Source organism: Geobacillus sp. YF-1, assembly GCF_052692335.1.
On the sequence record NZ_CP199850.1, the window covers coordinates 1,712,069 to 1,735,744 of the forward strand.

General features: G+C 48.7%; 22 protein-coding genes, 3 pseudogenes and 1 riboswitch. Of the genes and pseudogenes, 4 read left to right on the forward strand and 21 right to left on the reverse strand.

Annotated elements, in window-relative coordinates:
• Positions 1–30: 30 nt before the first annotated feature.
• The 13 genes and pseudogenes from ACTVIM_RS08595 to ACTVIM_RS08655 form a co-directional block, all read right to left on the reverse strand.
• A pseudogene (locus tag ACTVIM_RS08595) lies at positions 31–737 on the reverse strand (DUF6044 family protein); the annotation flags it as partial.
• Positions 738–1,141: 404 nt separating this feature from the next.
• Positions 1,142–1,300: pseudogene (locus ACTVIM_RS08600) on the reverse strand (IS982 family transposase); the annotation flags it as partial.
• A 312-nt stretch (positions 1,301–1,612) separates the two neighbouring features.
• Positions 1,613–2,197 carry a class I SAM-dependent methyltransferase gene (locus tag ACTVIM_RS08605; RefSeq protein WP_445614257.1) on the reverse strand — a complete coding sequence of 195 codons (585 nt, stop codon included), beginning with the start codon at positions 2,195–2,197 and terminating at the stop codon, positions 1,613–1,615.
• 14 nt (positions 2,198–2,211) lie between these two features.
• Complete coding sequence (locus ACTVIM_RS08610; RefSeq protein ID WP_445614258.1) at positions 2,212–2,859, reverse strand: SDR family oxidoreductase; 648 nt, start codon at positions 2,857–2,859, stop codon at positions 2,212–2,214.
• Positions 2,859–3,140: a hypothetical protein gene (locus ACTVIM_RS08615; RefSeq protein ID WP_445614259.1), complete on the reverse strand. Its 282-nt coding sequence runs from the start codon at positions 3,138–3,140 to the stop codon at positions 2,859–2,861. Before ACTVIM_RS08615 ends, ACTVIM_RS08610 begins: the two co-directional genes overlap by 1 nt.
• Positions 3,137–5,389 (reverse strand): MMPL family transporter, encoded by a 2,253-nt coding sequence (locus ACTVIM_RS08620; RefSeq protein ID WP_445614260.1) that lies wholly within the window; start codon positions 5,387–5,389, stop codon positions 3,137–3,139. The genes ACTVIM_RS08615 and ACTVIM_RS08620 overlap by 4 nt, the downstream gene beginning before the upstream one ends.
• Positions 5,362–6,630: a 1-acyl-sn-glycerol-3-phosphate acyltransferase gene (locus ACTVIM_RS08625; protein ID WP_445614261.1), complete on the reverse strand. Its 1,269-nt coding sequence runs from the start codon at positions 6,628–6,630 to the stop codon at positions 5,362–5,364. Before ACTVIM_RS08625 ends, ACTVIM_RS08620 begins: the two co-directional genes overlap by 28 nt.
• A gap of 30 nt (positions 6,631–6,660) precedes the next feature.
• Complete coding sequence (ribB, locus tag ACTVIM_RS08630) at positions 6,661–7,308, reverse strand: 3,4-dihydroxy-2-butanone-4-phosphate synthase (protein WP_445614262.1); 648 nt, start codon at positions 7,306–7,308, stop codon at positions 6,661–6,663.
• A 75-nt stretch (positions 7,309–7,383) separates the two neighbouring features.
• On the reverse strand, positions 7,384–7,974 hold the full coding sequence (locus ACTVIM_RS08635; protein WP_445614263.1) for a TetR/AcrR family transcriptional regulator: 591 nt from the start codon (positions 7,972–7,974) through the stop codon (positions 7,384–7,386).
• A gap of 264 nt (positions 7,975–8,238) precedes the next feature.
• Positions 8,239–8,283 (reverse strand): annotated as a pseudogene (locus ACTVIM_RS08640) (hypothetical protein); the annotation flags it as partial.
• Positions 8,284–8,827: 544 nt separating this feature from the next.
• On the reverse strand, positions 8,828–9,475 hold the full coding sequence (pcp, locus tag ACTVIM_RS08645) for a pyroglutamyl-peptidase I (RefSeq protein ID WP_445614264.1): 648 nt from the start codon (positions 9,473–9,475) through the stop codon (positions 8,828–8,830).
• Between the two features lie 32 nt (positions 9,476–9,507).
• A complete protein-coding gene (locus tag ACTVIM_RS08650; protein WP_445614265.1) occupies positions 9,508–10,467 on the reverse strand; it encodes a DUF979 domain-containing protein in 960 nt (319 codons plus the stop codon).
• On the reverse strand, positions 10,468–11,154 hold the full coding sequence (locus ACTVIM_RS08655) for a DUF969 domain-containing protein (protein ID WP_445614266.1): 687 nt from the start codon (positions 11,152–11,154) through the stop codon (positions 10,468–10,470). It lies immediately after the preceding gene.
• A gap of 541 nt (positions 11,155–11,695) precedes the next feature.
• Here ACTVIM_RS08655 and ACTVIM_RS08660 point away from each other — a divergent pair.
• Positions 11,696–12,313: a sulfite oxidase-like oxidoreductase gene (locus ACTVIM_RS08660; protein ID WP_033020810.1), complete on the forward strand. Its 618-nt coding sequence runs from the start codon at positions 11,696–11,698 to the stop codon at positions 12,311–12,313.
• Positions 12,314–12,390: 77 nt separating this feature from the next.
• Here the strand turns inward: ACTVIM_RS08660 and ACTVIM_RS08665 are convergent, their stop codons facing one another.
• Positions 12,391–12,975, reverse strand: coding sequence for an ECF transporter S component (locus tag ACTVIM_RS08665; RefSeq protein ID WP_061912128.1), 585 nt, complete (start codon positions 12,973–12,975; stop codon positions 12,391–12,393).
• Positions 12,976–13,129: 154 nt separating this feature from the next.
• Positions 13,130–13,262, reverse strand: a riboswitch (FMN riboswitch).
• 94 nt (positions 13,263–13,356) lie between these two features.
• Positions 13,357–14,577 (reverse strand): threonine synthase, encoded by a 1,221-nt coding sequence (locus ACTVIM_RS08670; RefSeq protein WP_445614267.1) that lies wholly within the window; start codon positions 14,575–14,577, stop codon positions 13,357–13,359.
• A gap of 408 nt (positions 14,578–14,985) precedes the next feature.
• Between ACTVIM_RS08670 and pepT the strand changes: the two genes are divergently transcribed.
• Entirely contained in the window at positions 14,986–16,221 is a 1,236-nt protein-coding gene (pepT, locus tag ACTVIM_RS08675) for a peptidase T (protein ID WP_445614268.1), read from the forward strand.
• A gap of 154 nt (positions 16,222–16,375) precedes the next feature.
• Here pepT and ACTVIM_RS08680 read toward each other — a convergent pair whose 3' ends face one another.
• Both ACTVIM_RS08680 and ACTVIM_RS08685 read right to left on the reverse strand, forming a co-directional pair.
• On the reverse strand, positions 16,376–17,998 hold the full coding sequence (locus ACTVIM_RS08680) for a bifunctional metallophosphatase/5'-nucleotidase (RefSeq protein ID WP_445614269.1): 1,623 nt from the start codon (positions 17,996–17,998) through the stop codon (positions 16,376–16,378).
• A gap of 362 nt (positions 17,999–18,360) precedes the next feature.
• Positions 18,361–18,786 (reverse strand): OsmC family protein, encoded by a 426-nt coding sequence (locus ACTVIM_RS08685; RefSeq protein ID WP_445614270.1) that lies wholly within the window; start codon positions 18,784–18,786, stop codon positions 18,361–18,363.
• Positions 18,787–18,961: 175 nt separating this feature from the next.
• Between ACTVIM_RS08685 and plsY the strand changes: the two genes are divergently transcribed.
• Positions 18,962–19,555, forward strand: a complete 594-nt coding sequence (gene plsY / locus ACTVIM_RS08690; RefSeq protein ID WP_033020798.1) for a glycerol-3-phosphate 1-O-acyltransferase PlsY — start codon at positions 18,962–18,964, stop codon at positions 19,553–19,555.
• Between the two features lie 28 nt (positions 19,556–19,583).
• Positions 19,584–20,951 (forward strand): RsmF rRNA methyltransferase first C-terminal domain-containing protein, encoded by a 1,368-nt coding sequence (locus tag ACTVIM_RS08695; RefSeq protein WP_445614271.1) that lies wholly within the window; start codon positions 19,584–19,586, stop codon positions 20,949–20,951.
• 131 nt (positions 20,952–21,082) lie between these two features.
• On the opposite strand, the gene ACTVIM_RS08700 is transcribed toward ACTVIM_RS08695, so the two are convergent.
• The 4 genes from ACTVIM_RS08700 to ACTVIM_RS08715 form a co-directional block, all read right to left on the reverse strand.
• A complete protein-coding gene (locus tag ACTVIM_RS08700; RefSeq protein WP_445614272.1) occupies positions 21,083–21,685 on the reverse strand; it encodes a YpmS family protein in 603 nt (200 codons plus the stop codon).
• Between the two features lie 136 nt (positions 21,686–21,821).
• Positions 21,822–22,622 carry an SGNH/GDSL hydrolase family protein gene (locus tag ACTVIM_RS08705; protein WP_445614273.1) on the reverse strand — a complete coding sequence of 267 codons (801 nt, stop codon included), beginning with the start codon at positions 22,620–22,622 and terminating at the stop codon, positions 21,822–21,824.
• A gap of 72 nt (positions 22,623–22,694) precedes the next feature.
• Positions 22,695–23,267 carry an SCO family protein gene (locus tag ACTVIM_RS08710; RefSeq protein ID WP_445614274.1) on the reverse strand — a complete coding sequence of 191 codons (573 nt, stop codon included), beginning with the start codon at positions 23,265–23,267 and terminating at the stop codon, positions 22,695–22,697.
• Positions 23,268–23,405: 138 nt separating this feature from the next.
• Positions 23,406–23,657, reverse strand: coding sequence for a YpmP family protein (locus tag ACTVIM_RS08715; RefSeq protein ID WP_033844913.1), 252 nt, complete (start codon positions 23,655–23,657; stop codon positions 23,406–23,408).
• Positions 23,658–23,676: the final 19 nt, after the last annotated feature.

Genomic DNA, 23,676 nt, shown 5'->3' on the forward strand with positions numbered 1-23,676 from the left:
GCTTCCACTGCCAATGAGGAAGCTGCTGTTTTTTATTGCAAGCGCAAACTGCACATATATGATGAGCGGACGCAAAAAATGGAAGCGGGCGAAGTTAAACGTATCTAAAAAATGAAACCGCTCGGTCAATGGAAGCCACCCTTTATAAAACCAAAAGGCGTACTAGGCCGACAGCGCGAAATCACAAAACTCGAATAAAACGGAAGAAGCGTCAGCACGGCGACATTTTTCCACGACCGCTCTCCCTTCCGGATGTTCAAAAACGCCCAAAGCGCAAGCGGCATGCCTAACGTGCTTAACATCCCTGATGGCCAAAACAGCGTCAGCGCAAAGGCGAGCGCCACACCGATGCGAACAGCCATCCACCGCCGCTCAGGCAGGAAGTGCGTTTTCAACAACAAATACATGCCCAAAAACGCCACCACTCTTGTGATCGTCTGGCTGAGCGCATAGGCGGTCATCGTGGGAAACAAGGCGTGCAGCCAGACGATGCCGGTCAACTCCGAGCCAAGGGCGTTTCTTGACAGCTGGCCGTTAGCGATTTGCGGAATGTTCGCATCAAGCGGCCCGGTGATTTGCCCGCTTTCAGCGAGCACTTTATACCAAGCGATGTTGGAATCCAAATTATCGTGGACGCGAATGTGCGCATCCTCGCCAAGGATAAACAGCGGGGATACATAAAGGGCGATGACGCCAAGCGCGAAAAGGATCCATCGCCGTTCGCTTTGTACGGCCATCGGCATCACGCTCCTATCTCTACAATTTCCGTGAAAATGCCGAACTGGCGCGAGATTTTCATTCCTGGGTGGAGGGCAAAACGTTGCCCATGGATCTTTTCTGTGAAGTGGTTTACCCGTATTGTAGCAAGTTTCGCTACGACCACAACATTTTTTAATGTTGCAAATGTTGAGCGAACCCTTGATACAACTACTTCGATGATTCCGACTGGGCTCGAACCAGCGACCTCCACCCTGTCAAGGTGTGGGAGTAGGTGAAATCGGGAATTAGTTCATTTCAAAATGGTCGATTTTACAACATTCTAAAGTCATTATGAACCATAAAAAATTACATGAACAAAAAATTTGGTCAGCAGAATGTCGACAAGATTGTCCGCATACAATATCCTTCAATCCCCACTTGTTAATGCTATACACATTCGTTGACCACATTTCACTAATTGATGACGAATCCATTTGATGGCCCAGCGTCATTGTAGACACCGTCTGCTATATCGAGAACATTCGTGGAATGTGTCTTCTGAAAAAAGATTTCCAACCCCAAAGCAATGCCAAGCTCGTTCTCAAGTAAATACTAGTAATATACCTAGAAGGCTGGTGAAAAGCCGCTGATTTCCTTCATCAATGGAAGAATGATTGAAAAGCAGTCCCGATACAACAAGGTTTTTCTAATTGAGAAATGACATTGGAAAGCTGTATACGCCATTATACATCACCAGCCTCCTAGGGCCGGTGAAAAACGGCTGCCACGAGCAAATCAGCGACATATGGCCAAAAAAGAAGGCTAATTTCGCTAGGCTTTTCTAACTGATAAATAGATGGAATAGCAGCATTTTGTACTAAATCACCGCCCTTCTAGAACATGAATGCTAATATTAGCTTACTACCAAAGACATGAAAACAGGATTCGTTTTTATATAATGTATATTTTTAAAATTACCTTCCGTGAGAAACGAATTGACTTGTTTACGGTTAAAATAATCAAAGCCACTTCCCATTAAGCGTTCAAAGTTACGAGCAATTTGACCGATTAAACCATCACCTCGAATATCTACAATAATGAGCCTTCCCTCTGGTTTTAAGACCCGACGTATTTCATGAATAGCCTCTGTTGGGTTCCACCAGTGATGCATAGAAAAAGTACTTATAACATAATCGAAGGAATCACTAGCAAATGGGAGTTTTTCGGCTTCTGCTATTAAAAACTTCGATTTTCTTCGATCCCCTTCTTTCAATCTTGCTAATCGAATCATCTTTCGGGAAGGATCTATACCTACAAACTTTCCAATGAAACCTTTTTTCCTTAAAAACCTAGCTGCTTCACCTGTACCACAACCTACATCTAAAATCGCAACAGAAGAGCTCAGTTGAATTTGCTTAAATACTGTGGAATAAGCTCTATGAAACACAAACTTGTGTAGAAGATAGTTGTCATAAGAATTGACCCACTGTTCAAACATATAGAATTTCCTCCCTAAAACCTAATTCCTCCGTCCACTCTAATAACAGCACCATTTACAAAATCACTAAGTGATGAAGCTAAAAAAAGAGCGACTCCAGCTACTTCAGAAGTTGTTCCTGGGCGTTTTAAAAGTGTTTCATCCACCTTCATTTGCTTGACAGCAGTTGGAACACGTCGCGACATTTCAGTATCAATCACACCCGGGGATATAGCATTAGCTGTAATCCCTTTTGCACTATATTCTTGGGCAATTGATTTAGTTAACCCGATAATTCCTGCTTTAGAAGCTGCATAGTTGCTTTGTCCTGCATTTCCTAGTAGTCCACTAATGGATGACATGTTAATGATCTTACCATATCGTTGCCTAACCATTTTTCGAAGTGCAAACTTGCAACAAAGAAACGTACCGCATAGATTATTTGAAATAACATAGTTCCAATCATCAACGGACATATTAATTAAAAGTCCATCTTTTGTAACCCCCGCATTATTAACCAATATGTCGATTCGCCCGAATTTATCGCAAGTAAAGTCAATTAATGCTTCTGCCTCTGTTTCTTTTGAAACATCTGCTTGGAACAACTCCGCCCTCCCACCATTTTTTCTGATTTCTTGGACTACTTTTTCAGTTTCTTCTAGGTTATGTGCAAAATTTAACACTACAACTCTTCTTTCAACACAGTGGTCATAACTGGCTTGCAAGGTTCAATTAATGGTGTAATAATGGTACCACCGTTCCACAAAAATTGTCGAAGTGCCTCCTTTTGAGATAGAGTCGGAAGAATTGCTTTTAAACTATATGATGTTGGGGTAGAACCGGTCTTAAATAAGAACCGGTTCCGCACATTAATTACAACCACATCACCCTTATTTAAAACGGGTAAGTCAGTCTCAATTGATGTTATACCTTGAAAATTAGGAAATCCAATTGCGTAGATCAAGATAATCCCTCCTCAGTTTCTACATTTTTTCGGTTATTAATCGGGACGGCAAAGCGGAACGGTAACCACCAATTCGCTTCGCCAAGTACTCTCATTATGGCAGGAACTAGAACGGAACGAATCACAGTCGCATCTAAAAGAATAGCTACTGCCAAACCAAATCCCAGTTCTTTAACAACTTCAACTTTCACCATAGCAAATGCACCGAACACTGCAATCATAATGGCAGCTGCTCCATTAACAAGACCAGCGGTTTCGGAAATACCTTTTACAATACTTTCTATAGTAGGAATCCCTTCGTCTTTCAGCTCCCGAATTCGGTTAATAATAAGAACTTCATAATCCATAGACAGACCAAATAAGACGGCAAACAATACAACAGGAGTAATAGAATTAATTGCTCCTCGGAAGTTGCCCTGTTGGAAAACAGCTACTAACATTCCTATACTAGCCAGTGTAACGAGAGAGTTTAATACCAACGCTTTTACTGGAAGGAGAATTGATCGGAAAGACACTATCAAAACCACGAAAGAAATTACAAAAACCGTAACGATAATCATAGGTAAATTGTTGAAAATTCGTTGATCAAAATCTACTCCAATTGCTGATTGACCTCCAACATAAGGTTCAAAATTTTTTGTCGAATTTCCTTTTAAGAGATTCCGTATTTTTCTAACTAATTCGCGCGATGCTTTACTGTCAGCATCTGTTTTCGGTGATACCAACAATATCGTCGTTGTATGCCCCCGATCATGATTAGTCAGTTTATTTAATTGGTCTTTAACGAAATCCGGAAGTTTGTCATAAGCTTTATAAGCCTGTTGATAATTCGATAATTTCCATTCCATATTCCAGTTTGTTAACGAAACAACTTTATCTACATTATTGAAATTTTGAATATCGTTCGTAATCTGATCAATTGCTTTTAAATTATCATCTGATAGTACTGTACCATGCTTGGCCTTCAAGACCACTTGAATCGGAAACACATTTCCTTGACCGAAGTCCCCCGCTAACACTTCAAATCCTTTTCTAGCAGAATCTTGTTCCGGAAGAATTGAAGCAGAAGCAACAGGAACCTGCATATTTAACTTGTAAGATGGATAGGCCATGAAACTTAGTAATATGAAACTTGGAATTAAAAAAATAACAGGACGTTTCATTAAGAGTACAGCAATTTTCTCCCAATATTTAGAAGGCTTACGTTCTTTAAATAATGGTATTCTTCCCCAATGAATACGTGGTCCCATAAGAGTTAGAAGAGCTGGCAAAAGTGTAATTGCCACCAGTACTGCCATTGTGACCACGATTACACCGCCAAGTGCAATGGAGTTAAAAATCATGATGTTTGGCAAAAACAATGAAGAAAGCGATATAGCAACAGTAGCTCCAGAGAAAAAAACAGATCGTCCAGCTGAAACGATAGCTCGCTGCACCGCTTCAACAGTACTGTGATGTTCTAACTCCTGACGATAACGGCTAATGATAAACAATGCATAATCTACAATTACTCCTAATCCGATCATACTCACTGCATTTTGAAGAAGTATATTCATCGTATAATCTTTCGCAAAGAAATACGCAATTGCCATCGTAATCACTAGCGCAAACGCGGACATCAACAGCGGAAGTACAGTAGAAGCTACTGTTCGGAAAACCAGTAATAAGATAACAATCATTACAGGAAATGCAATCATTTCAGCAAAAGACAAATCTTTTTTCGTTGCATCGTTCAGTGCATAACTTAACGCTGGTCCGCCAGTAACCCACCATTGGTAGTCATCTAACCCCGTTACTTTCTCTTTTAGTTGTCTACTTAATACTGGAACAAAGTTAGCGGCTTCATCTTCACTCATATTTAGTCCAAGGACTAGGAATGTATTGTGCTTATCTTTCCCTATAAAAGCATCATTTTTATGATCGTAATAGCTTTCAATATTTTCTATCTTTGAGTTCTGACGTACGACACTCACAATCCGTTTTACAGCTGTTTCGTAATTGGGGTCATCGACAGTGTACCGACTGCTCTTAATTACAATGAGTAATTGCTGTGGATACTGGTTACTAAAATTTTCCTCGAGGATTTTTTGAGCCTTCATTGATTCACTCTTTGGATCATTAAACCCTCCAGCGGTCAACACGTTCGGTAATTTGAGTGCAAAGCTAATAGATGACAATAAACAAAGAATCCAAAAGAATATAATTTTCTTTGGGTGACTAGTCACCCATTTTGCAAGCCAGTAAAACATGAATATATCAACCCTCTTTCAAATTTTGTGTAAGGCTCAATTCTTAATAACTGTACCATAGCTTCTAGCTTTCTTCTGTCATCCTCAGGACAAATTGAAGGCAATTCAAGAACACGCAGGAAAGTTTTTCTTGCATCTTCAATCAAGTTAAGTTTTAATTGACATTGTCCAAGTCCCATATATAAAAAGATTTCCTCTGGATTCAATTGCATTGCTAGCTGATATTGGGCCAAAGCCTTTTTCGGATCCCCACCAAACATCTTTGGAATGGAAAGATACCACATACCTAGAGCATAGTGAGCATGTGCAAATTTGGGATCTAAACGAATTGCCATTTCAAATCTTCTTTTTGACTTAAAAGCCAAAAAAATCTTTTTAACCGGATTACTTAGAAGAGCCAAACGACCAAGGGCCCTTCCTAATTCAAAATGCGCCCGTGGAAGTTCAGGATTTGTCTTTAGCACTTCCTCCGCAATATACTTTGCACGATAAAATAATAACTTTGGAGGAATTGGGTAGGTTAAGCCTTGCCGTATTCCAATTTCATTCCATTCTGTAGCAACCTCTAACATCTCAAGTGCATTGGGAGGCTTAATTCCATTCTCATTCGAAAGCTTTTCGTAATCTGTTCCAGTTTCATTGCTCAGTTTTGCAATTTCTCTCATAACATGAAGCGTAGCTACCTCAATCTCTTTTTTCCCTCGTCCCTTCCCCGGGTAGATTGGTTCTCCAATTCGGACGATGGCTCTTATCCGCCGAGGAATCATTCGATTTTTCGGAAGGATATCGAAGGTCCTTTCCATTCCGATAGGTACAATTGGAACCTTAGCAAGCATTGCTAATTTAACAGCTCCTGGCTTACCTGGCAACATTCTTCCAGTAAAACTTCTCGTACCTTCTGGATAAATACAAATAATTTTACCATCTGCCAGATAACGAAGCACTGTACGAAAGGCAGTTGTATCCGCTGCATTTCGGTTCAAGGGAATACATCCAACTGAAAGATGCCAGATTCGTGAAAGAAAAGTTTCGAAAGATTCTTTTTTTGTTAGATAGTAAACCCTTTCTTTCCGGTAATATCTAAGCACAGTTGCAATAATAAAATGATCCATGAAACTTGCATGATTTGCTACAATTATATAAGGTCCTTTATCTGGCAAGTGTTCAATCCCATGTATCTTTCCAAGGAAAAATCGACGTGTGATGGCTGTAATAACTGCCCTAGAAATTACGCCGATCATAATAATACCCTCTTTTCTGGATATAATTTTTTATCTCTTTGAAGTCATTTCCATGCCTTGTTTGTCAAACTTCAAACGGTATTCAATTAAATCAGCAATTGTTATATATGGGATATTAAACCTCTTTTTAAATTCAAATAAATCTGGTTGCCTTGCCATTGTACCATCCGGATTAATAATCTCAACGATTACACCCGCTGGCTTGAAACCTGCTAACCGTGCAAGGTCAGTAGCAGCCTCAGTATGCCCCATTCTTGTGAAGACTCCCCCGTCACGCGCAACCAAAGGGAAAATATGTCCAGGTCGAACAAGGTCGTCCGGTACTGCATTTTCTCGCAAGGCTATCTCAATAGTTTTAGCACGATCCCATGCAGAGATACCAGTAGTAACACCAAACTTTGGATGAGCGTCAATCGACACCGTGAATGCAGTTTTTAAATATTCTTCGTTAATTTCCACCATTGGATGAAGTTCAAGTTTATGAGCAAGTTCCGTTGTAATCGGCATGCAAACAAGCCCTTTTCCATAAGTGATCATAAAATTAATTGTTTCTGGTGTTATAAGCTCTGCAATCGCAACCAAATCACCTTCATTTTCCCGATTCTCATCATCTGAAACAATAACCATTTTCCCTTGTGCTAGAGCTTCTAGAGCAACTTCTACAGAGTCAAACTTCATATGCTTATCCCTCCTACATTTTATTGGGTGACCGTTCACCCATAATTATTTAGAAATAGAGAGGGAGTAACCTCCCTATTTCTGTAACAATTTTCGCACAATATCTAAGATAAAGGGTATGCGTTCTTCCTCCTGAACCAAAGGTACACTATTCGGACGTTGAAGATTTGGCATTAGCATTACGATTAACGATAGGATAAAGTAACCTGTGACAGTTGGGTAAGGGGTTGAAAACTCTCCTTTCTCAACACCTTCCTCAATAATTTCGCATAATGGCTGCCGCAAGTCTTTAAAAATTTTTGATACTTCTTCAGGAAATACAGGATTATGTTGGAATTGATGTCGAGACCACAGCTTTAAGTAGAATATGCTTTCTCGTTCCAGCTGGAAGAACGTCTCAATAACAAGCTTAAGCTTTTCAAATGGATTTAAATCCATGGAAACAATCTGCTCAGACATCTCATTAAACCTATCAACAATTGCTCGAATAGTTTCGAGATAAAGATCTTTTTTTGTTTTGAAATAAAGATAGATTGTTCCCTTTCCGATACCAGCCATTATTGCAATTTCATTAATGTTTGCGCCGTCATACCCTTTTTCTGCAAATTCTCTAGCAGCCACTTCAATAATTTCTTCTTTTTTTCTTTTTTGATTTATTATTTCCATTTTACCTCCTTGGGTGACTAGTCACCCATATAATAAAAATTTTTTTAAATGTTGTCAACATATTTTTTTATTAACATTTTCATGATATTTTATCTTCTTAATATTATCAATGGTACTTTATTCATATTTTATAAAGGCAAGGGCTAGAGGGTTCACAGTTTATTGATATTATCTTTAAAGTTTTGAGGGGGCCAAAAGTATGACTTTTGGAATCCTCCCTCTCACGTAAAATCTAATTCCTACCAAACGACAGGGTTCGTAATTTTAGAAGAGCATATTCCATGTCTTTGGTCCGACAATTCCATCCGCCGTAAGACCTTTTCGCTTTTGATATGCTTTCTGTGAAAATGCAGGACTGGCGTGGGATTTTCATCCCCGGGTGGAGGGCAAAACGTTGCCCATGGAACTTTTCCGTGAAAATGCCGAGCTGGGGCGGATTTTCATTCCTAGGTGGAGGGCAAACCATTGCCCATGGATCTTTTCCATGATGATGGTCCTATTGGATACGGTGTGCAATGGGGAAGGAAATGATTCCTGCCGCTGCTGTCGCCTGAGGATAAAAAATGAACGGCTCCGCGTTGGTCGGAACCGTTCGTTTTAATTAGGATACTCTTATCGGATTGATCCCTTGCGTTGATCTTTCCCTCCGGAGAACACATCGTCGCAACGATCAATCAGGCCGGGCGCTGAAACGCACGCTTGGAACAGCAGGCATAGGCGAAACGTTCGCTGTGGCGATGGCCGCTTCGCCTTCCCCCTCGATGGCGATCGCTTTTGCTTGGCCCGATTGATGCCGAGAGGTGAAGGATACAGCACCGTTCGTATTTCCGATGCGGCGCTCGCTGCTCTTTCCTTAACAGATCGATCCTTCGCTCGTTGCGATATCTTCCTCCTGCCGGAATGCGACGTCGATCGCAATCCGCAATCCTTTCACCACCGTTTCCAACGCCATGCTCGGCTGCCCTGGATGACGGGCGGCTTGTTCCGGCAAATACGGAATATGGATGAACCCGCCTCGAATGGGCCGTTGCGACTCAGCGATATAGTGCATGAGTCCATAGAACAGGTGATTGCACACAAACGTTCCAGCCGTATGCGAGACGGAAGCCGGTATGCCGTGCCGTCTTAATTCATGGACTATCGCCTTGACCGGCAATGTGGACCAATAACCGACCGGACCATTGGGAACAATCGGCGTGTCAATCGGCTGATTGCCTTCATTATCCGGAATGCGCGCATCATTCACATTGAGCGCCACTCTTTCAATCGAAAGATCAGGCCGTCCTCCCGCTTGACCAACGCAAATGACAAGATCAGGAACCACGTCTTCCATCGCGGCATACAACGTCTCAATCGCTTTGCCAAATACCGTTGGAATCTCCCTTGTCTCAACCGTATACGTATCGGTTTTCCAACCGGCGAATGGCTTGATCGCCTCTAGCGATGGATTCACCGTTTCTCCTCCAAACGGCGCAAATCCGGTCACAAGTACGGTTTTCATCGCATCTTCATCCCCTTTTGATCATGACTTTATCAGTCCATGAGCGTGACGACATACATCGCCGCAATGTTAAACGCCAACAGAATGAGCGCGGTCGGCACTTGCACGCGAATGACATGATGTTGATCTCGTAGATCAAGCAAAGCGGCGGGAACGATGTTGAAATTCGCTGCCATCGGCGTCATCAACGTGCCGCAGTAGCCGGAAAACATCCCGAGAGCGGCGACATGATTCGCGTCGACGCCAAATTGTTGAATCAGCAGCGGGACCGCGATTCCAGCGGTCATAACGGGGAAGGCGGCAAAAGCATTGCCCATGATCATGGTAAACAATGCCATACCAACGCAATAAGCCACAACAATCCAAAACAGCGAATGCGTCGGAATGATGGTACCGATCCACTCGGAAACAGCGGCACCCACCCCGGCTGTTGTAAAGATCGTTCCTAACGTCGCCAACATCTGCGGCAAAAGGGCGGCCCAACCGATCGTTTCAAGCAACCGGCGCGATTCTTTGACCGCTGCAAACGGAGTCGACCGAGTCATCGCCATGCTGATGAGCAACGCCATGAACGTCGCCACTCCCAATGATACGAGAGTAACGTTGTTCGGATCGAGAAGGAACGCGCCTCCGATTTTGACATTTTTCAGCCAAGTCACACCGATGACAGTCAAGATCGGGATCAACAGCGCCGGGATGAACAGGCGGTTGTTCAAACGCTGGCGATGTTGTTGCCTTTCTTCCGGGGATGCTTCTTCGTATTTTCCCAGCTTCAATCCTCCGAATCCTACAATAGCCACCATGATGAGGACTAGCACCCCTGTATAAAAAGGCGGGATGACGCTGCCAAACAATAACGTCACACCGTAAAGCAAGTAAAACAGCCCGGATGTGAGGCGTTTCGGGTTGCTTCGGTCGGCAAACGTCCAGACGCTTCCTAACGTGACAACGATTCCTAAGAATATGTAAACCGCTTCCATTGACAGCCACATTTATGCTCTCCCCTTTCCATTCTCCCGATAGAGAAGTTTGTGAAGGGAGCGGTCCAGCCGATGAAGGCGGAAGCTGTGCACGATCAACGCAGCTACGGCAGTTGGGATCGCCCATAACGCCATATGCAGCGGATCAGAAGGAATGCCGTTTTGATCAAAAAATCCTTTCATCAACAAAATCGCCCCGATCGCAATGAACACATCTTCGCCGAAAAACAGCCCGATGTTGTCCACGGCTGCCGCATGGGCGCGAATGTCGTCACGGACGCGATCCGGCAATGTTCCGTATTTCGCCTCGGCCGCCCCCTCTGCCATCGGAGCCACAAGTGGGCGAACCATTTGGGCATGTCCGCCCAAGGAGGTGAGTCCAGCCGCGGCAGCCGCTTCCCGTATGACTAAGTACGCGGTCAAAATGCGCCCGGTTGTCGCCGCCTTGATGTTTGACACTACATGTTCGGCCTGTTCGCGCAATCCAAACCGTTCCAAAAGACCAATGACAGGCAAAGTGGCGATGAACACCGCCATATATCGATTGGTTGTAAACGCCTTTCCAAATTGTTCAATAATCTCATAGAGCGATTGATGGGCGAAGAGTCCTGTTGCCAATCCAGACAAAGTGACAACAAGCAGCGGATTGATGCGAATGATAAAACCGACGATCACGATCGCAACACCAATAAGCACCATGTTCTTCTTTTCCCCCTTCGACGTAACTGATTTCGCTGTCCAGCTTTCATCACGCCTTTGCCTTCCCTTTCTTCGCCAGCCTCTCCCTCCCACCTTTGTTCCGAAATTCGGAACAGCTGTTTCAAATTTGTTATTATCATTATATAATTAGGAAAAGTAGAAAATCAATAAATATTGACAAAAATGTTCCGTATCCAACTTGGCTTCATGGCAAAATGACTCCGCCATTCCTTTCCCCATCCTTACGTTTGCCATCCTCCGCTTCCTCGACGTCAGAAAAACGGAAGCGCCCATCCTTTCTTTCGGATATGATATAATGGAAAAACAGGGAGAACTACGTTGGATCTTCCAGCCTTGATGCTCGATGCGGGGAGAAGCCGTTGCCACCGAAAAACAACGGATGTCATGCCGGCCGACAAAACCGATGAGCATGACCCATGGTCCATTGGGCGGACGGCAATGCCGGCAACAAAGGAAAATGACGTCTGTTCGCCTCCCTTGCGCCGATGTTCGACCATCAATCATAAAGGAGTGGCTGCTTATGTCGAAACAACTCCCTCCTGGCCAATTCGAAACGGAAAAATGGCCGATTTTGCACGAAGGAGACGTATACTTATTTGATGAAGCGACGTGGAATTTTCGGCTGTTCGGTGACGTGAAAGAGGAAGTGTCGCTGTCATATGAGGAAGTGATGCGGCTGCCGAAGACGATTTCGACCGTGGATATGCACTGCGTAACGACGTGGTCGAAATTCGACACGACGTTCGAAGGCATCGCCTTCCGCGAATTTTTGCGTTTTGTGGAGCTGCATCCCGATGTCAAATACGTGAAAATTTACGGCTACTTAAACGGCGACCGGTTTGGCTATTCGGCGAACTTGCCGCTTGACGCGTTGATGGGCGATGATGCACTGTTTGTCTACCGCTGGAAAGACAAGCATCACGATTGGCAAGACATCTCGCCGAAGCACGGCTATCCGCTCCGCTTTATTCCGCCGGCGACGTTTTACTTATGGAAAGGGGCGAAATGGGCGTCCGGCATCCGCTTCATGAAAAAGGACGAGCCGGGCTACTGGGAAGAGCGCGGGTATTCGATGACCGCCAATCCGTTTAAAGAAGAGCGGTTCGCCGAATCGGTATCCAAGTTTCGGTTTTGGTGAAGAGAATCGAATCTCCTCACTCATCGACAGCAGAAATGAAAAAACGAGGGGTTGGAACAGAACCCCTCGTTTTTTCGCTATGCTGCCCGGCGTGCGGCAGCCTGTTTTTGTAGCCACGGGCGAAGGCGCAAAAAGAGAAGCATAAACACAACCGCCATAAGCACTCCTTTTGCCGCGTTAAACGGCAAAATCGCAGAAATGACCAATGCTTTTGTTTCCGGCGCACTCATCGCCGGAGCGCCGAGAAAAAGCGTATACGCCGGCAAAAAAACGTAGTAGTTCAGCACGCTCATGATCAGAACCATTGTCGCTGTTCCCGCCGCCAGTCCAAGCAGCATGCCTTTTTTCGATGCCGCTTTTCGATAAATAAAGGAAACAGGCAAAATGAACGCCACCCCGGCCGTGAAGTTGGCGATCTGTCCGATGGGAACGCCGGTGGCACTGCCAACGAGAACATAGTTCAGCACGTTTTTCAGAAGTTCCACAAGCACGCCGGCAAGCGGGCCGTACAAAAGCGCGGCGAAAAGGGCCGGGATGTCGCTGAAATCGACTAGCAAAAAGTTCGGAAACGGTGGAAGCGGAAAATTGAGCATCATGAGCAAATACGCACCAGCGCTCAAAATCCCGACAGCCACAAAGGTGCGGGTGTTGATGAATTTCACGCTTGTTCTCCTCTCCTTCTCGTGATTCATCCTCACAAGAAGAAGGCTGCCGAGCGGGGACGCCAATAAAAACTCCCTTAAACCCAAGGGCGTAAGGGAGAAAAAGGGCGAACTCAACGAAGCGTCAGGCGAATGACGCCAAACGCCGGCAAACCTTCATCTTCTCCCATCCAGACTATACTGTCGGCTCCGGACTCGCACCGGATCCTGCCTTGCGGCTCGCGGGCTGAGAGGCCAAGCGCCTCATCACCGCCGGTCGGGAATTTCACCCTGCCCCGAAGATGAATCGTTTATTCATTTTTATTATTCCGATGAATTTAGTATACAATACCTCTTTTCGTTTGTCTATCATTTTTTTCCACGTTATCCTACTCCGCCGATTTATCCATTCTCCTTTGGCAGCTCATCCCCCGGCTCGAGCACCGGCGGGGCGACTTGAATCAAATCGGCGTATTTCAATCCCGTCCCCGTGTTGAGTACAACGACCGTCTCCCCGTCGCGAATCCAGCCGCTCTCGCGCAGCTTGCGGGCCGCCGCAAACGCCGCCGCCCCTTCCGGACAAATGAACGCCCCTTCCAGTTTCGCCACCGCCTGCTGTTCCGCCAAAATGTCCTTATCGCTGATCGCAATGGCGCAGCCGTCCGTTTCATACACCGCCTCAAGCACAAGGAAATCGCCGAGCGCTTTCGGGACATTGATGCCAAACGCCACCGTATGGGAATTCGGCCAAAACTCCGATTCGCGCTTTTTCTCGTTCCACGCCTTCACGATCGGCGCGCAATGCTCAGCCTGCACGGCGACCAGCCGCGGCATCTTGCCGTCCACCCAGCCAAGCGCCTGCAGTTCTTTGAGCGCCTTGTAAATGCCAATGATTCCGACCCCGCCGCCGGTCGGGTACAAAATGACATCCGGAAGCTGCCAAGCGAACTGCTCGGCGATCTCAAGCCCCATCGTTTTCTTCCCTTCAATCCGGTAGGGTTCTTTTAATGTAGAAGCATCGTACCACCCGTATTCGCGGATCGCTTTCGCCACGATTTGCCCAGCGTCGCTGATGAGGCCGTTGACGAAATACAACTCCGCCCCAGCGATGGCGCATTCTTTTCGCGTCAGTTCCGGCGCATCGACCGGCATGACGACCGTCGCGCGGATGCCCGCCCGCGCTGCGTACAGCGACCACGCCGCTCCCGCATTGCCGTTGGTCGGCATCGCGAGCTGTTTGACGCCCAGTTCTTTCGCCTTGGAAACTCCGACCGCCGCCCCGCGGGCTTTAAACGTTCCTGTCGGAATGACTCCTTCGTCTTTCATATAGAGCGAGTCAATGCCGATGTTCCGGCCAAGGCGCGGCATCGGCACGAGCGGCGTCATCCCTTCACCGAGCGACACGATATGTTCCGGGCGTTTCACCGGGAGCAACTCATGATACCGCCATAAGCTCGGCTCGCGCTCCTTGAGCATCTCGCGCGCCACTTGTTGGCGCATCGCCTCCAAATCATAGGCGACTAGAAGCGGGGAACCGCATTCGCAAAGTTGATGCACGTGATCGACATCATATGTACGTGCACATTTGGGGCAATACAGATGGGACACATAGCTGAATCGCATCGTTTGGCTTCTCCTTTCCGTTTGTTTCATCCGCCCGAGGCAGAAAGCACTTACGTTCGCGTTTCTAACGAGGCACTGGCCTTTTCATTATACCATAACCGTCCTCTGCCACCGGCGCCTGTAATGGCAGCGGCCGTACGCCAACCTCGGGGCATCATAGCGCTAAGTAGGAAATGGTCCCATACCCGTCAAGTTTAGCGGTATAAAATTTTTAAGACGATCCTCGTGTTGATCCCGTCAGTAAATGCTGGGGATCACATCCATTATTGGGCATGGAAATGGTCCCCTCTTTTTTTACCGTTTGAAGCCGCCTATGGTAAAATAAAACGGGAACCGCCTCTTTTTTCTTACTGCATCGGCGGAATGATTCGCTCATTCAAAAAAACTTGTACATAAGGAGATGAATCCATGAAACAGGAACTGATCGAACGCTTCATCCGCTACGCGAAAGTCAACACTCAATCCGATCCAGAAAGCGATACGTGCCCGTCGACTCAAGGACAATGGGAGTTGGCGAACATGCTGGTCGAGGAGCTGAAAGCGATCGGGATGGAAGAAGTGACGGTCGACGAAAACGGCTACGTGATGGCGACATTGCCGGCCAATACGGACAAAAACGTGCCAGTGATCGGCTTTTTGGCTCATATGGACACCGCGTCGGAATTTACCGGGGCCAACGTCAACCCGCAATTGATCGACTCGTACGACGGCGGCGACATCGTGTTAAATAAGGAACAAGGCATCATCTTGTCGCCCAACGATTTCCCGGAGCTTGCCCACTACAAAGGGCATACGCTCATTACGACAGACGGAACGACGCTATTGGGCGCCGACGATAAAGCGGGAATCGCGGAAATTATGACGGCGATGCACTACCTCATCAAGCATCCGGACATCAAACACGGCAAAGTGCGCGTCGCCTTTACGCCGGATGAAGAAATCGGCCGCGGGCCGCACAAGTTTGACGTCGCCAAATTCGGCGCCCAATTTGCCTACACAGTCGATGGCGGGCCGCTCGGCGAATTGGAATACGAAAGTTTCAATGCGGCGGAAGCCAAAATCACGATCAAAGGCAAAAACGTCCATCCGGGCACGGCGAAAGGAAAAATGATCAACTCGATCAAAATCGCCATGGAGTTCCAGCAACAGCTGCCAGCGAACGAAACGCCTGAGCATACAGAAGGATATGAAGGGTTTTACCATTTGCTTTCGTTCCAAGGCAATGTAGAGGAAACGAAGCTCCATTACATTATCCGCGATTTTAACCGCGAGTCATTTGAAGCGCGGAAAGCGAACATGAAAGACATCGCGGCTTCGCTCGCCCAAAAATACGGAACCGATCGAATCACGCTCGAAATCAACGACCAATATTACAACATGCGCGAAAAAATCGAACCGGTGCGCCATATCGTCGACATCGCCCACGAAGCGATGACGAACTTGGGCATCGAGCCGAAGGTGAAACCGATCCGCGGCGGCACGGACGGGTCGCAGCTCTCCTATATGGGACTGCCGACGCCGAACATTTTCGCCGGCGGCGAAAACTTCCACGGCCGCTACGAATACATTTCCGCCGACAATATGGTGAAAGCGGCCGAAGTGATCATCGAGATCATCAAGCTATTCGAGCAAAAATCATCTTGAGCGGTGGAAACCAATCGCTTGAACGATCTGTTTTCGGTCGTTCAAGCACAAGCGGCAGCAACCCCGCCATTCGCAGCGAAAAAAGGTGTCCCCGGGCCTTTGGGGGACACCTTCTTCATTCGCTTGGCGAGCGTTCGCCTTGAGTCAACACGTGTTACGGAAGGCGGTTGATCCGCCCCTCCATCCGTGCCGAAAACGGCTGCGCAAGGCCGCGAATGTACGAGACGAGGGCATCCAAATCGACCGGCCCTACTTCGCGGTTCGTCCCTTGCGTCAGCACCGTGAACCCATCGCCGCCGTCGGCGAGGAAGCTGTTGACCGTCACCGTGTACTCGCCGTTCGGATTGAGCGGTGTGCCATCAGGAAGCTGAATGTCGATGACTTTGTTCCCTGCCGGTCTGCTGGCGCTCCATGTATAGCGGAGGCCGGAGATTTGCAGCATGCGCGTTTGGGTCGGCTGCCATTGTTGATTCAAAAGCTCGCGGATTTGCGCGCCGGTGAGCGTCATTTTCACGAGCTGGTTGTTGAACGGCTGAACGTTGTACAGCTCTCCCCACGTTACCTCACCTTGTTCAATATCCGCGCGAATGCCGCCCGGGTTCATAAAGGCAAAATCGGTGTTCATCGCCGCCCGCTGGGCATCAGCGATCAAATTGCCCAAAGCCGACTCGCCGCTCGCGTTTTGCTCGTCGGTGATCGTTTCAGCCGCCGTGCCGACGACTTGGTTGACAAGCGGTGCGACTTTCGCTTCATATTTTTCGACGAGGGCCCGGATTTCCGGATCCGGCGTGATGCCGTCATGATACGTCGTCACGATTTCCGCTTGTTTGGCCACGACGTCTTTTGTGCGCGGGTCGATTTTCAGATCGACATCAGAAAACGCCGTGCCGTACGAATACGACTGAACGAGCAGCTTGCCGTCCACCACCGCATTCAAATACGCATGGTTATGGCCGGCGAAAATCACATCGACTTCATCATCGACCGTTTTGGCGATGTCGACGATTTCTCCGCTTGCGTTTGTTCCATCCGGATTGGATGCACCTGGGTTATGGGCGAGAACGACGATCGTGCGCACCCCTTTTTTCTTCAGTTCCCGCACGGCTTTGTTAATCGCCGTCGCTTCGTCGATGAATTCCACCCCAGCGACGCCGCTTGGTGTCACGATCGATGGTGTATCTGTCAATGTCACCCCGATGAACCCGATTGGCATGCCGTTGACCCGCTGAATGACGTACGGCGGAAGAATCGGTTGTTTCGTTTCTTTGTCAACGACGTTGGCGCTCACGTACGGAAAATCCGCCCCAGCGAAATCGCCGGTCGCCGGGTGATACCCGCCATGGATCAGGCGGAGCATTTCCGCTACTCCTTCGTCAAATTCGTGGTTGCCAAGCGTGCCGACGTCAAAGCCGAGTTTGTTCAGCACTTCGATCGTCGGCTCGTCCTGCAACAGCGCCGATACCGGCGGGCTGGCGCCGACCGCATCGCCGGCATGGACGAGCAGCGTGTTTTTGTTTTCTGCCTCCCGCTGTTTCAAATAAGCGGCCAAATAATCCGCTCGCCCGACTTCTCGCCCGCCGACTTTTCTCGTCACGTTGAGCTGACCGTGAAAATCGTTGATGCCAAGAAGCTGCACCTCAATATAACGGTGCGAAGAAGCAGGCGGCTCTCCTTTGCTTTTCCCGTTCCCTGCCGCCCCAACCGGCGTTGCCGCCAATACAGCGGCTGCCGCCAATGCCGACAACATCCGTTTTCCCCACCGTTCCGAACCCTTCATCGTTTCCTCTCCTTCCCTGTGTAGTATCTTTCCTTCATCTACCGATTATATCTTTATGAATAAGTAGAATAATAGGGACAAAAGGATTCTTTTTTGTAAATTTTTTGTAAATTAGAAAAAAGGCTGTCCACCAAAGGCCGTCAGACAGGCCTTTTCGAACAACCTCTGTAATCTTATCCGACGGCGTTTTTATTGTTTAACGGCGCAACGCGAATGCCGGTCGTCTCCTTCCAAACGACTGATCACCGTTATCTGTTCCAACAAAAAAGTGTCCCGCAAACGATCGGAACACCTTGTTCATCATATGGTCATCCGGCGCTATGCCACACGAAACGGCCATGAACGCCAAACCCTTCTCCTTGTTAGATCGTCTCCTTCCCGCGCACGCCGTTGATCGAATAGCTCGCCGTAATGGCGGCGTGTAACGAATGGGAGACGGAACAATATTTTTCTTTCGACAGCCGGATGGCGCGGACGACTTTTTCTTCCGGCAAATCGCCTTCAAAGGCGTAATGGATATGAATCTCTGTAAACCGCTTCGGGTGGTCTTCAGCCCGCGTTCCTTCCACTTCCATCGAAAACGCGCGGACCTCTAGGCGCATTTTGCGCAAGATCAGGATGATATCAATGCCGGTGCAGCCGGCTAAGGCGTGAAGCAACAGCTCCATCGGCCGCGCGCCCGAATCGTTGCCGCCGACATCCTTCGCGGCATCCATCGGGATCGTCACCCCGGAGGCGCTTTGACCGCTGAATGACATGTTTCCGTTCCATACAACCGTCGTTTTCATCAAGGTCGCTCCTTTCTCATCTGCCCGGAGTCGGACGAACTTGCCGACAGCCCGTTTCTTCTTTTCAGTTTAGCGGCTATGTCCTTGAAATGCAAAATTCCTGTCTACCGTTTTTGGCCGCACATGATAAAATAGAAACATGCACAAACTTGTTGAGTAAAGGGTGTTGGGCTTCATGACTGCACTGATTTTGCTTCTCGCTTATCTTCTTGGCTCGATCCCGTTTGGCCTTCTTGTCGGGAAAATTGGCTACGGAATCGACATCCGCGAACATGGAAGCGGCAATCTTGGAGGGACGAACACGTTCCGCGTGCTTGGGGCGAAAGCGGGAACGATCGTCATTGTCGGTGACATGCTAAAAGGAACGTTGGCGGCGAGCTTGCCGATGTTTTTTTCCGTCCCTGTTCATCCGCTGTTAGCCGGGGCGGTCGCTGTCGTCGGCCATATGTATCCGGTGTTCGCCAAGTTCCGCGGCGGCAAGGCGGTGGCGACCTCGGGCGGGGTGATGCTGTTTTATTCCCCGTTGTTCTTTTTGTCGCTCATCGCCGTGTTTCTTGTTGTCTTGGCGATTTCGCGCTACGTCTCGCTGTCATCGATGGCCGCTGCGCTGTATGCGGTCGTGTATACGGTCTTTTTCACAGACGATATTCCGTTGACGGTGGCGGTGTTGTTGCTCGCCTCGTTTATCTTCTATCGCCATCGCGCCAACATTCAACGCATTTTGAACAACACTGAGCCGAAGATCAAATGGCCAAAAAAAGGCGCATGACGGTGATCAAGAAAGGAGTTTGGCTGCATTGAAGTTGCCGGAAGCGTTTGCCGCAAAAATGAGAACGCTGCTTCAACAAGAAGCGGACGCGTTCTTGGCTGTCTATGAACGCGAGGAGAAAACGAACGGCCTGCGCGTCAACCCGTTGAAAATCGACCCGGACGCCTGGGCAAAAACGGCGCCCTTTTCCCTTTCCCCGGTGCCGTTTTGCCCGACCGGGTTTTATTATGACCCGAATGAACAACCGGGAAAACATCCATACCACGCGGCCGGTCTGTACTACATCCAAGAGCCGAGCGCCATGGCGGTCGCCGAAACGCTCCGCCCTGCCCCGGGGGAGAGGGTGCTCGACTTGTGCGCCGCCCCCGGTGGGAAAACGACCCAGCTTGGCGCCATGATGGAAAACAAGGGACTGCTTGTCGCCAATGACATTCATTCGAAGCGGGTCAAAGCGCTGGCCGAAAACATCGAACGGCTTGGCTTGACCAATACCGTGGTCGTCAATGAAGCGCCGGAAACGCTCGCCGAGCGGTTCCCTGGCTTTTTTGACAAAATTTTAGTCGATGCCCCGTGCTCGGGTGAAGGAATGTTTCGCAAAGAGGAAGAGGCGGCTTCGTTTTGGAGCCAAGCGCACGTAGAAGAATGCGCGGCCCGGCAGCGCCGCATTTTGCAAAGCGCTTATGCGATGCTGAAAGAGGGCGGCATTCTCGTTTACTCGACGTGCACGTTCTCCCCCGAAGAAAACGAACAAACGATTGAATGGCTGCTTGAGACGTACGAAGATTTGCGGTTGTTGCCGATTGCGAAAATCGGCGGCATCGAGCCGGGGCGGCCGGAGTGGACGAAAACAAAGCGATCCGATCTCGCGCACACCGCCCGCCTTTGGCCGCACCGCGTCAAAGGGGAAGGGCACTTTATCGCCAAGCTGCAAAAGCAGCGGCCCACCCCATCGTGGCGGGGGCGGTGGGCGAAATCGAACGCGCCAAAAACGGTTCTTCGCCTGTATCGCCAGTTTGAACAAGAAGCGTTGCGAACAGAGCGAAGCGGCGTGTTCGTATCCTTTGGAACCCATGTGTCCGTTTTGCCCGATCCTTGCCCTGACTTATCCGGCTTAAAAGTCGTTCGCGTCGGCCTTCATCTTGGCGAGGCGAAAAAGGAACGGTTTGAGCCGAACCATGCCCTCGCCTTGGCGCTTCGGGCGGAAGAAGCACGACATGTGCTGGATCTGGCAAGTACAAGCGAGGAAATCGTCCGCTATTGGCGCGGGGAGACGCTGTCCACCGGTGGCGACCGCGGTTGGCTGCTCGTGACCGTGGATGGATTTCCATTCGCCTGGGGGAAAGAAGTGAAAGGAACGGTGAAAAACTTTTATCCGAAAGGCCTGCGCTTGGGATAGGCGCCCAAAAGTGAGGAACGCGTTTGAAAAGCCGCCGCTCTCCTTGGAGGCTGGTGATTTCATCGTGGATACGGCTTGATGTTGCATCGGTTCTGTTATATAGGCAAAAACACGGCAGCGAACAAAGGGTCTCACCGCTCGGGAGACCCTTCGTTTCCATTTTTGGACGACTTGGTTGGGATCGTCAACGTAAACACAATTTTGTCAGCGGCCAAATCGATGTTTTTCACCGCCACTTGATAGCCGTTGCCAAAGCGAATGTCATTGAGCGCCACATAGACGCGCGCCTTCTCCGGGTCAATGGCGACTTCGTCAGGGAGCGGGGCGTGCTTTTGCAAGTAGCTAAGCACGTATGTCACCGGCAGCTTCCAGTCGCCAAGCAAAATGACCGGCTCGGTCAGCTCGACATTCCCCCCTTGCACCACTTTCGGCACAAACGAGACGACCAATTCCACGCGGCGGCCAAGAATGGGGATGTCGCTCGAAACATAGACGCGGTCGGCTAGCCAAACATGATATGACAGCGGGTGATCTTTCGTTTTTTCCGCCAAATAATCGTGAATGACCGCGTTCAAATGCGCTTTTTTGGCGTATACCGTAAACGTAGCTCCCTCGGCGCTCGGACGCGCCGGCCGCTTCACCGCCGGCGATGGCTGAAACAGCCAAACAGCGGCCAGCATGATGACCGCTGCGTTCACGGCAGCCAAGATCCAAAACGCTCGTTTCCAATTCATCATCGATGCTCCTTACTCTAGAAGGCTGGTGGAAAACCGCCGTTTCCCTTGATCAACGAGGGAACGTGTGAAAAGCAGTCGCGAGGCGACAAAGCTTTTTGAGAAATGATGCCGGGAAGCGACATACTTCCTGAAATCACCGCCCCTCTAGACGGTTGTTCCTGTCCAACCACCAATCTTTTCGTTCACGCAAGGCTTGATGCACCCTGCGGGCGATTTGCTCGTATCCGGCTGCGTTCGGATGAAATTCATCGCGGTAAAGCAAATCGTCGCGGCCGGCAAAAATGTCCTGAATCTCCACAAAGACCGTTCGCGGATAGCCCGACAGCACCGCCTGGCTGGCGCGGTTCCATTCCGCGATGACATCATCGATTTCCGGAACGTTCGGCAGCGTGCTTGAAAACGGATTGTATAGGCCGACAAGCACAATGACCGCGTCCGGATTGAGCGTGCGCAGCGAACGGATCAGACGGTCGAGCCGCGCGGCAAACGTTTCGCTTGCTTGGGCAAACCGCTCGCGCGACAGATCAAAAAAGTGCGAGCGGACAACGTTCATGACATCGTTGCCGCCAATCGTCAACCAAATCAAATCCGCCCGTTCCAATTCTTTATGATGGGCGTCAATGACCGGCGCCAATTCGCTGACACGCCGGCCGCGTTTGCCGAAATTCGCCACCGTCACCGTCCGCACGCCATCCTCCGCGGAAAGCAGCGGCACGAGACGGCCGACATATCCACCTTTTCGCTCTTGATCCCCGACCCCTTCGGTCAGTGAATCGCCGAAAGCGACAACGTAAAGATCCTTTGGCGGCGGCTTGGACTCCCGCTGCTGCTTGGCGGCCGCCTCTTCTGGACGCTTCAAGCTCCCGTTGGCCGGAAAAGCGACGCAGCCAGCGAGCAGCACCATCAGCGCCATCAGCCATCCCCATCGTTTCATGTTTGACACCTGCCTTTTGCCGCAAACAGGGGATCGGCGCCAAGAACGCCAAACGGCCGCGCCGTTTTGGCGTTATCGCGACGATTGCACGATCTCAATATGCTCTAAAATGGTGTCGTACGGCACATCCTGCACCCCGTTGTACGTTTGGACCACCTTGCCGTCCGGACCGACTAGATAAAAGCTCGTGCCATGGACGACTTGATCGTCATTGGCTGGCTTTTGCACGATCGTTTTAAAGCTTTTTTGCGCCAGCTCGCTAATTTCAGCCGGGCTGTATCCAGTCAGCAAATGCCAGTTTGATAGATCATTGGTAAACTGTTTCGCATAAGCGGCCAGTTTTTCCGGCGTATCCACTTCCGGGTCGACGCTGAACGAGACAAACTCCACATCCAGCCCCTTCTCTTTTGCCATTTTCTTTAATTTCGCCATATGAGCCGTCATCGGCGGACAAACTGTTTCGCAGTTCGTAAAAATAAAATCGGCCACCCATACTTTTCCCTTCAAATCGCGCAGCCCAAACGGCTGACCGGACTGATCGACAAACGTAAAGTCGGCGACAGGCCAGTTTTTCGCATCGGGAATCGTTTTGCCGCACGAAGCAAGCAAGCAAACGGCAGCGATCATGATCATCCGTTTCCACATCAATGATCCGTTCCTTTCCATCGTTGAATCACTTCATCGGGCTCTCTTCAAGCACGGTCTTCGTCCCGCTTTTCATTATATAACGAAACGAGTCAAAATCCCACCAAAAAAAAGTTGTTTTGCCGCGGGGCAAAACAACTACGCATTGTGCTTGAGCACCGTTTCTTTAAAGATCTGTTCATACACAGGCCATTTCAACACTTTTTTCAAATGCTCGCGAAATGAGTAAACGGAACGGTTCGTTCTCGACCGGTACACGTTTGCAATAAACGCCTCTAAACGCAGCTGAATCATAAATCGGTACGTGTTCTCTTCCTCCAATACAGGAATTTCGATAATCTTGACCTTCTGTCCATATGCGTTTTTGAACTCGAGGCTTTTGAACAGCAAAATATCAATCCTCTTTTTC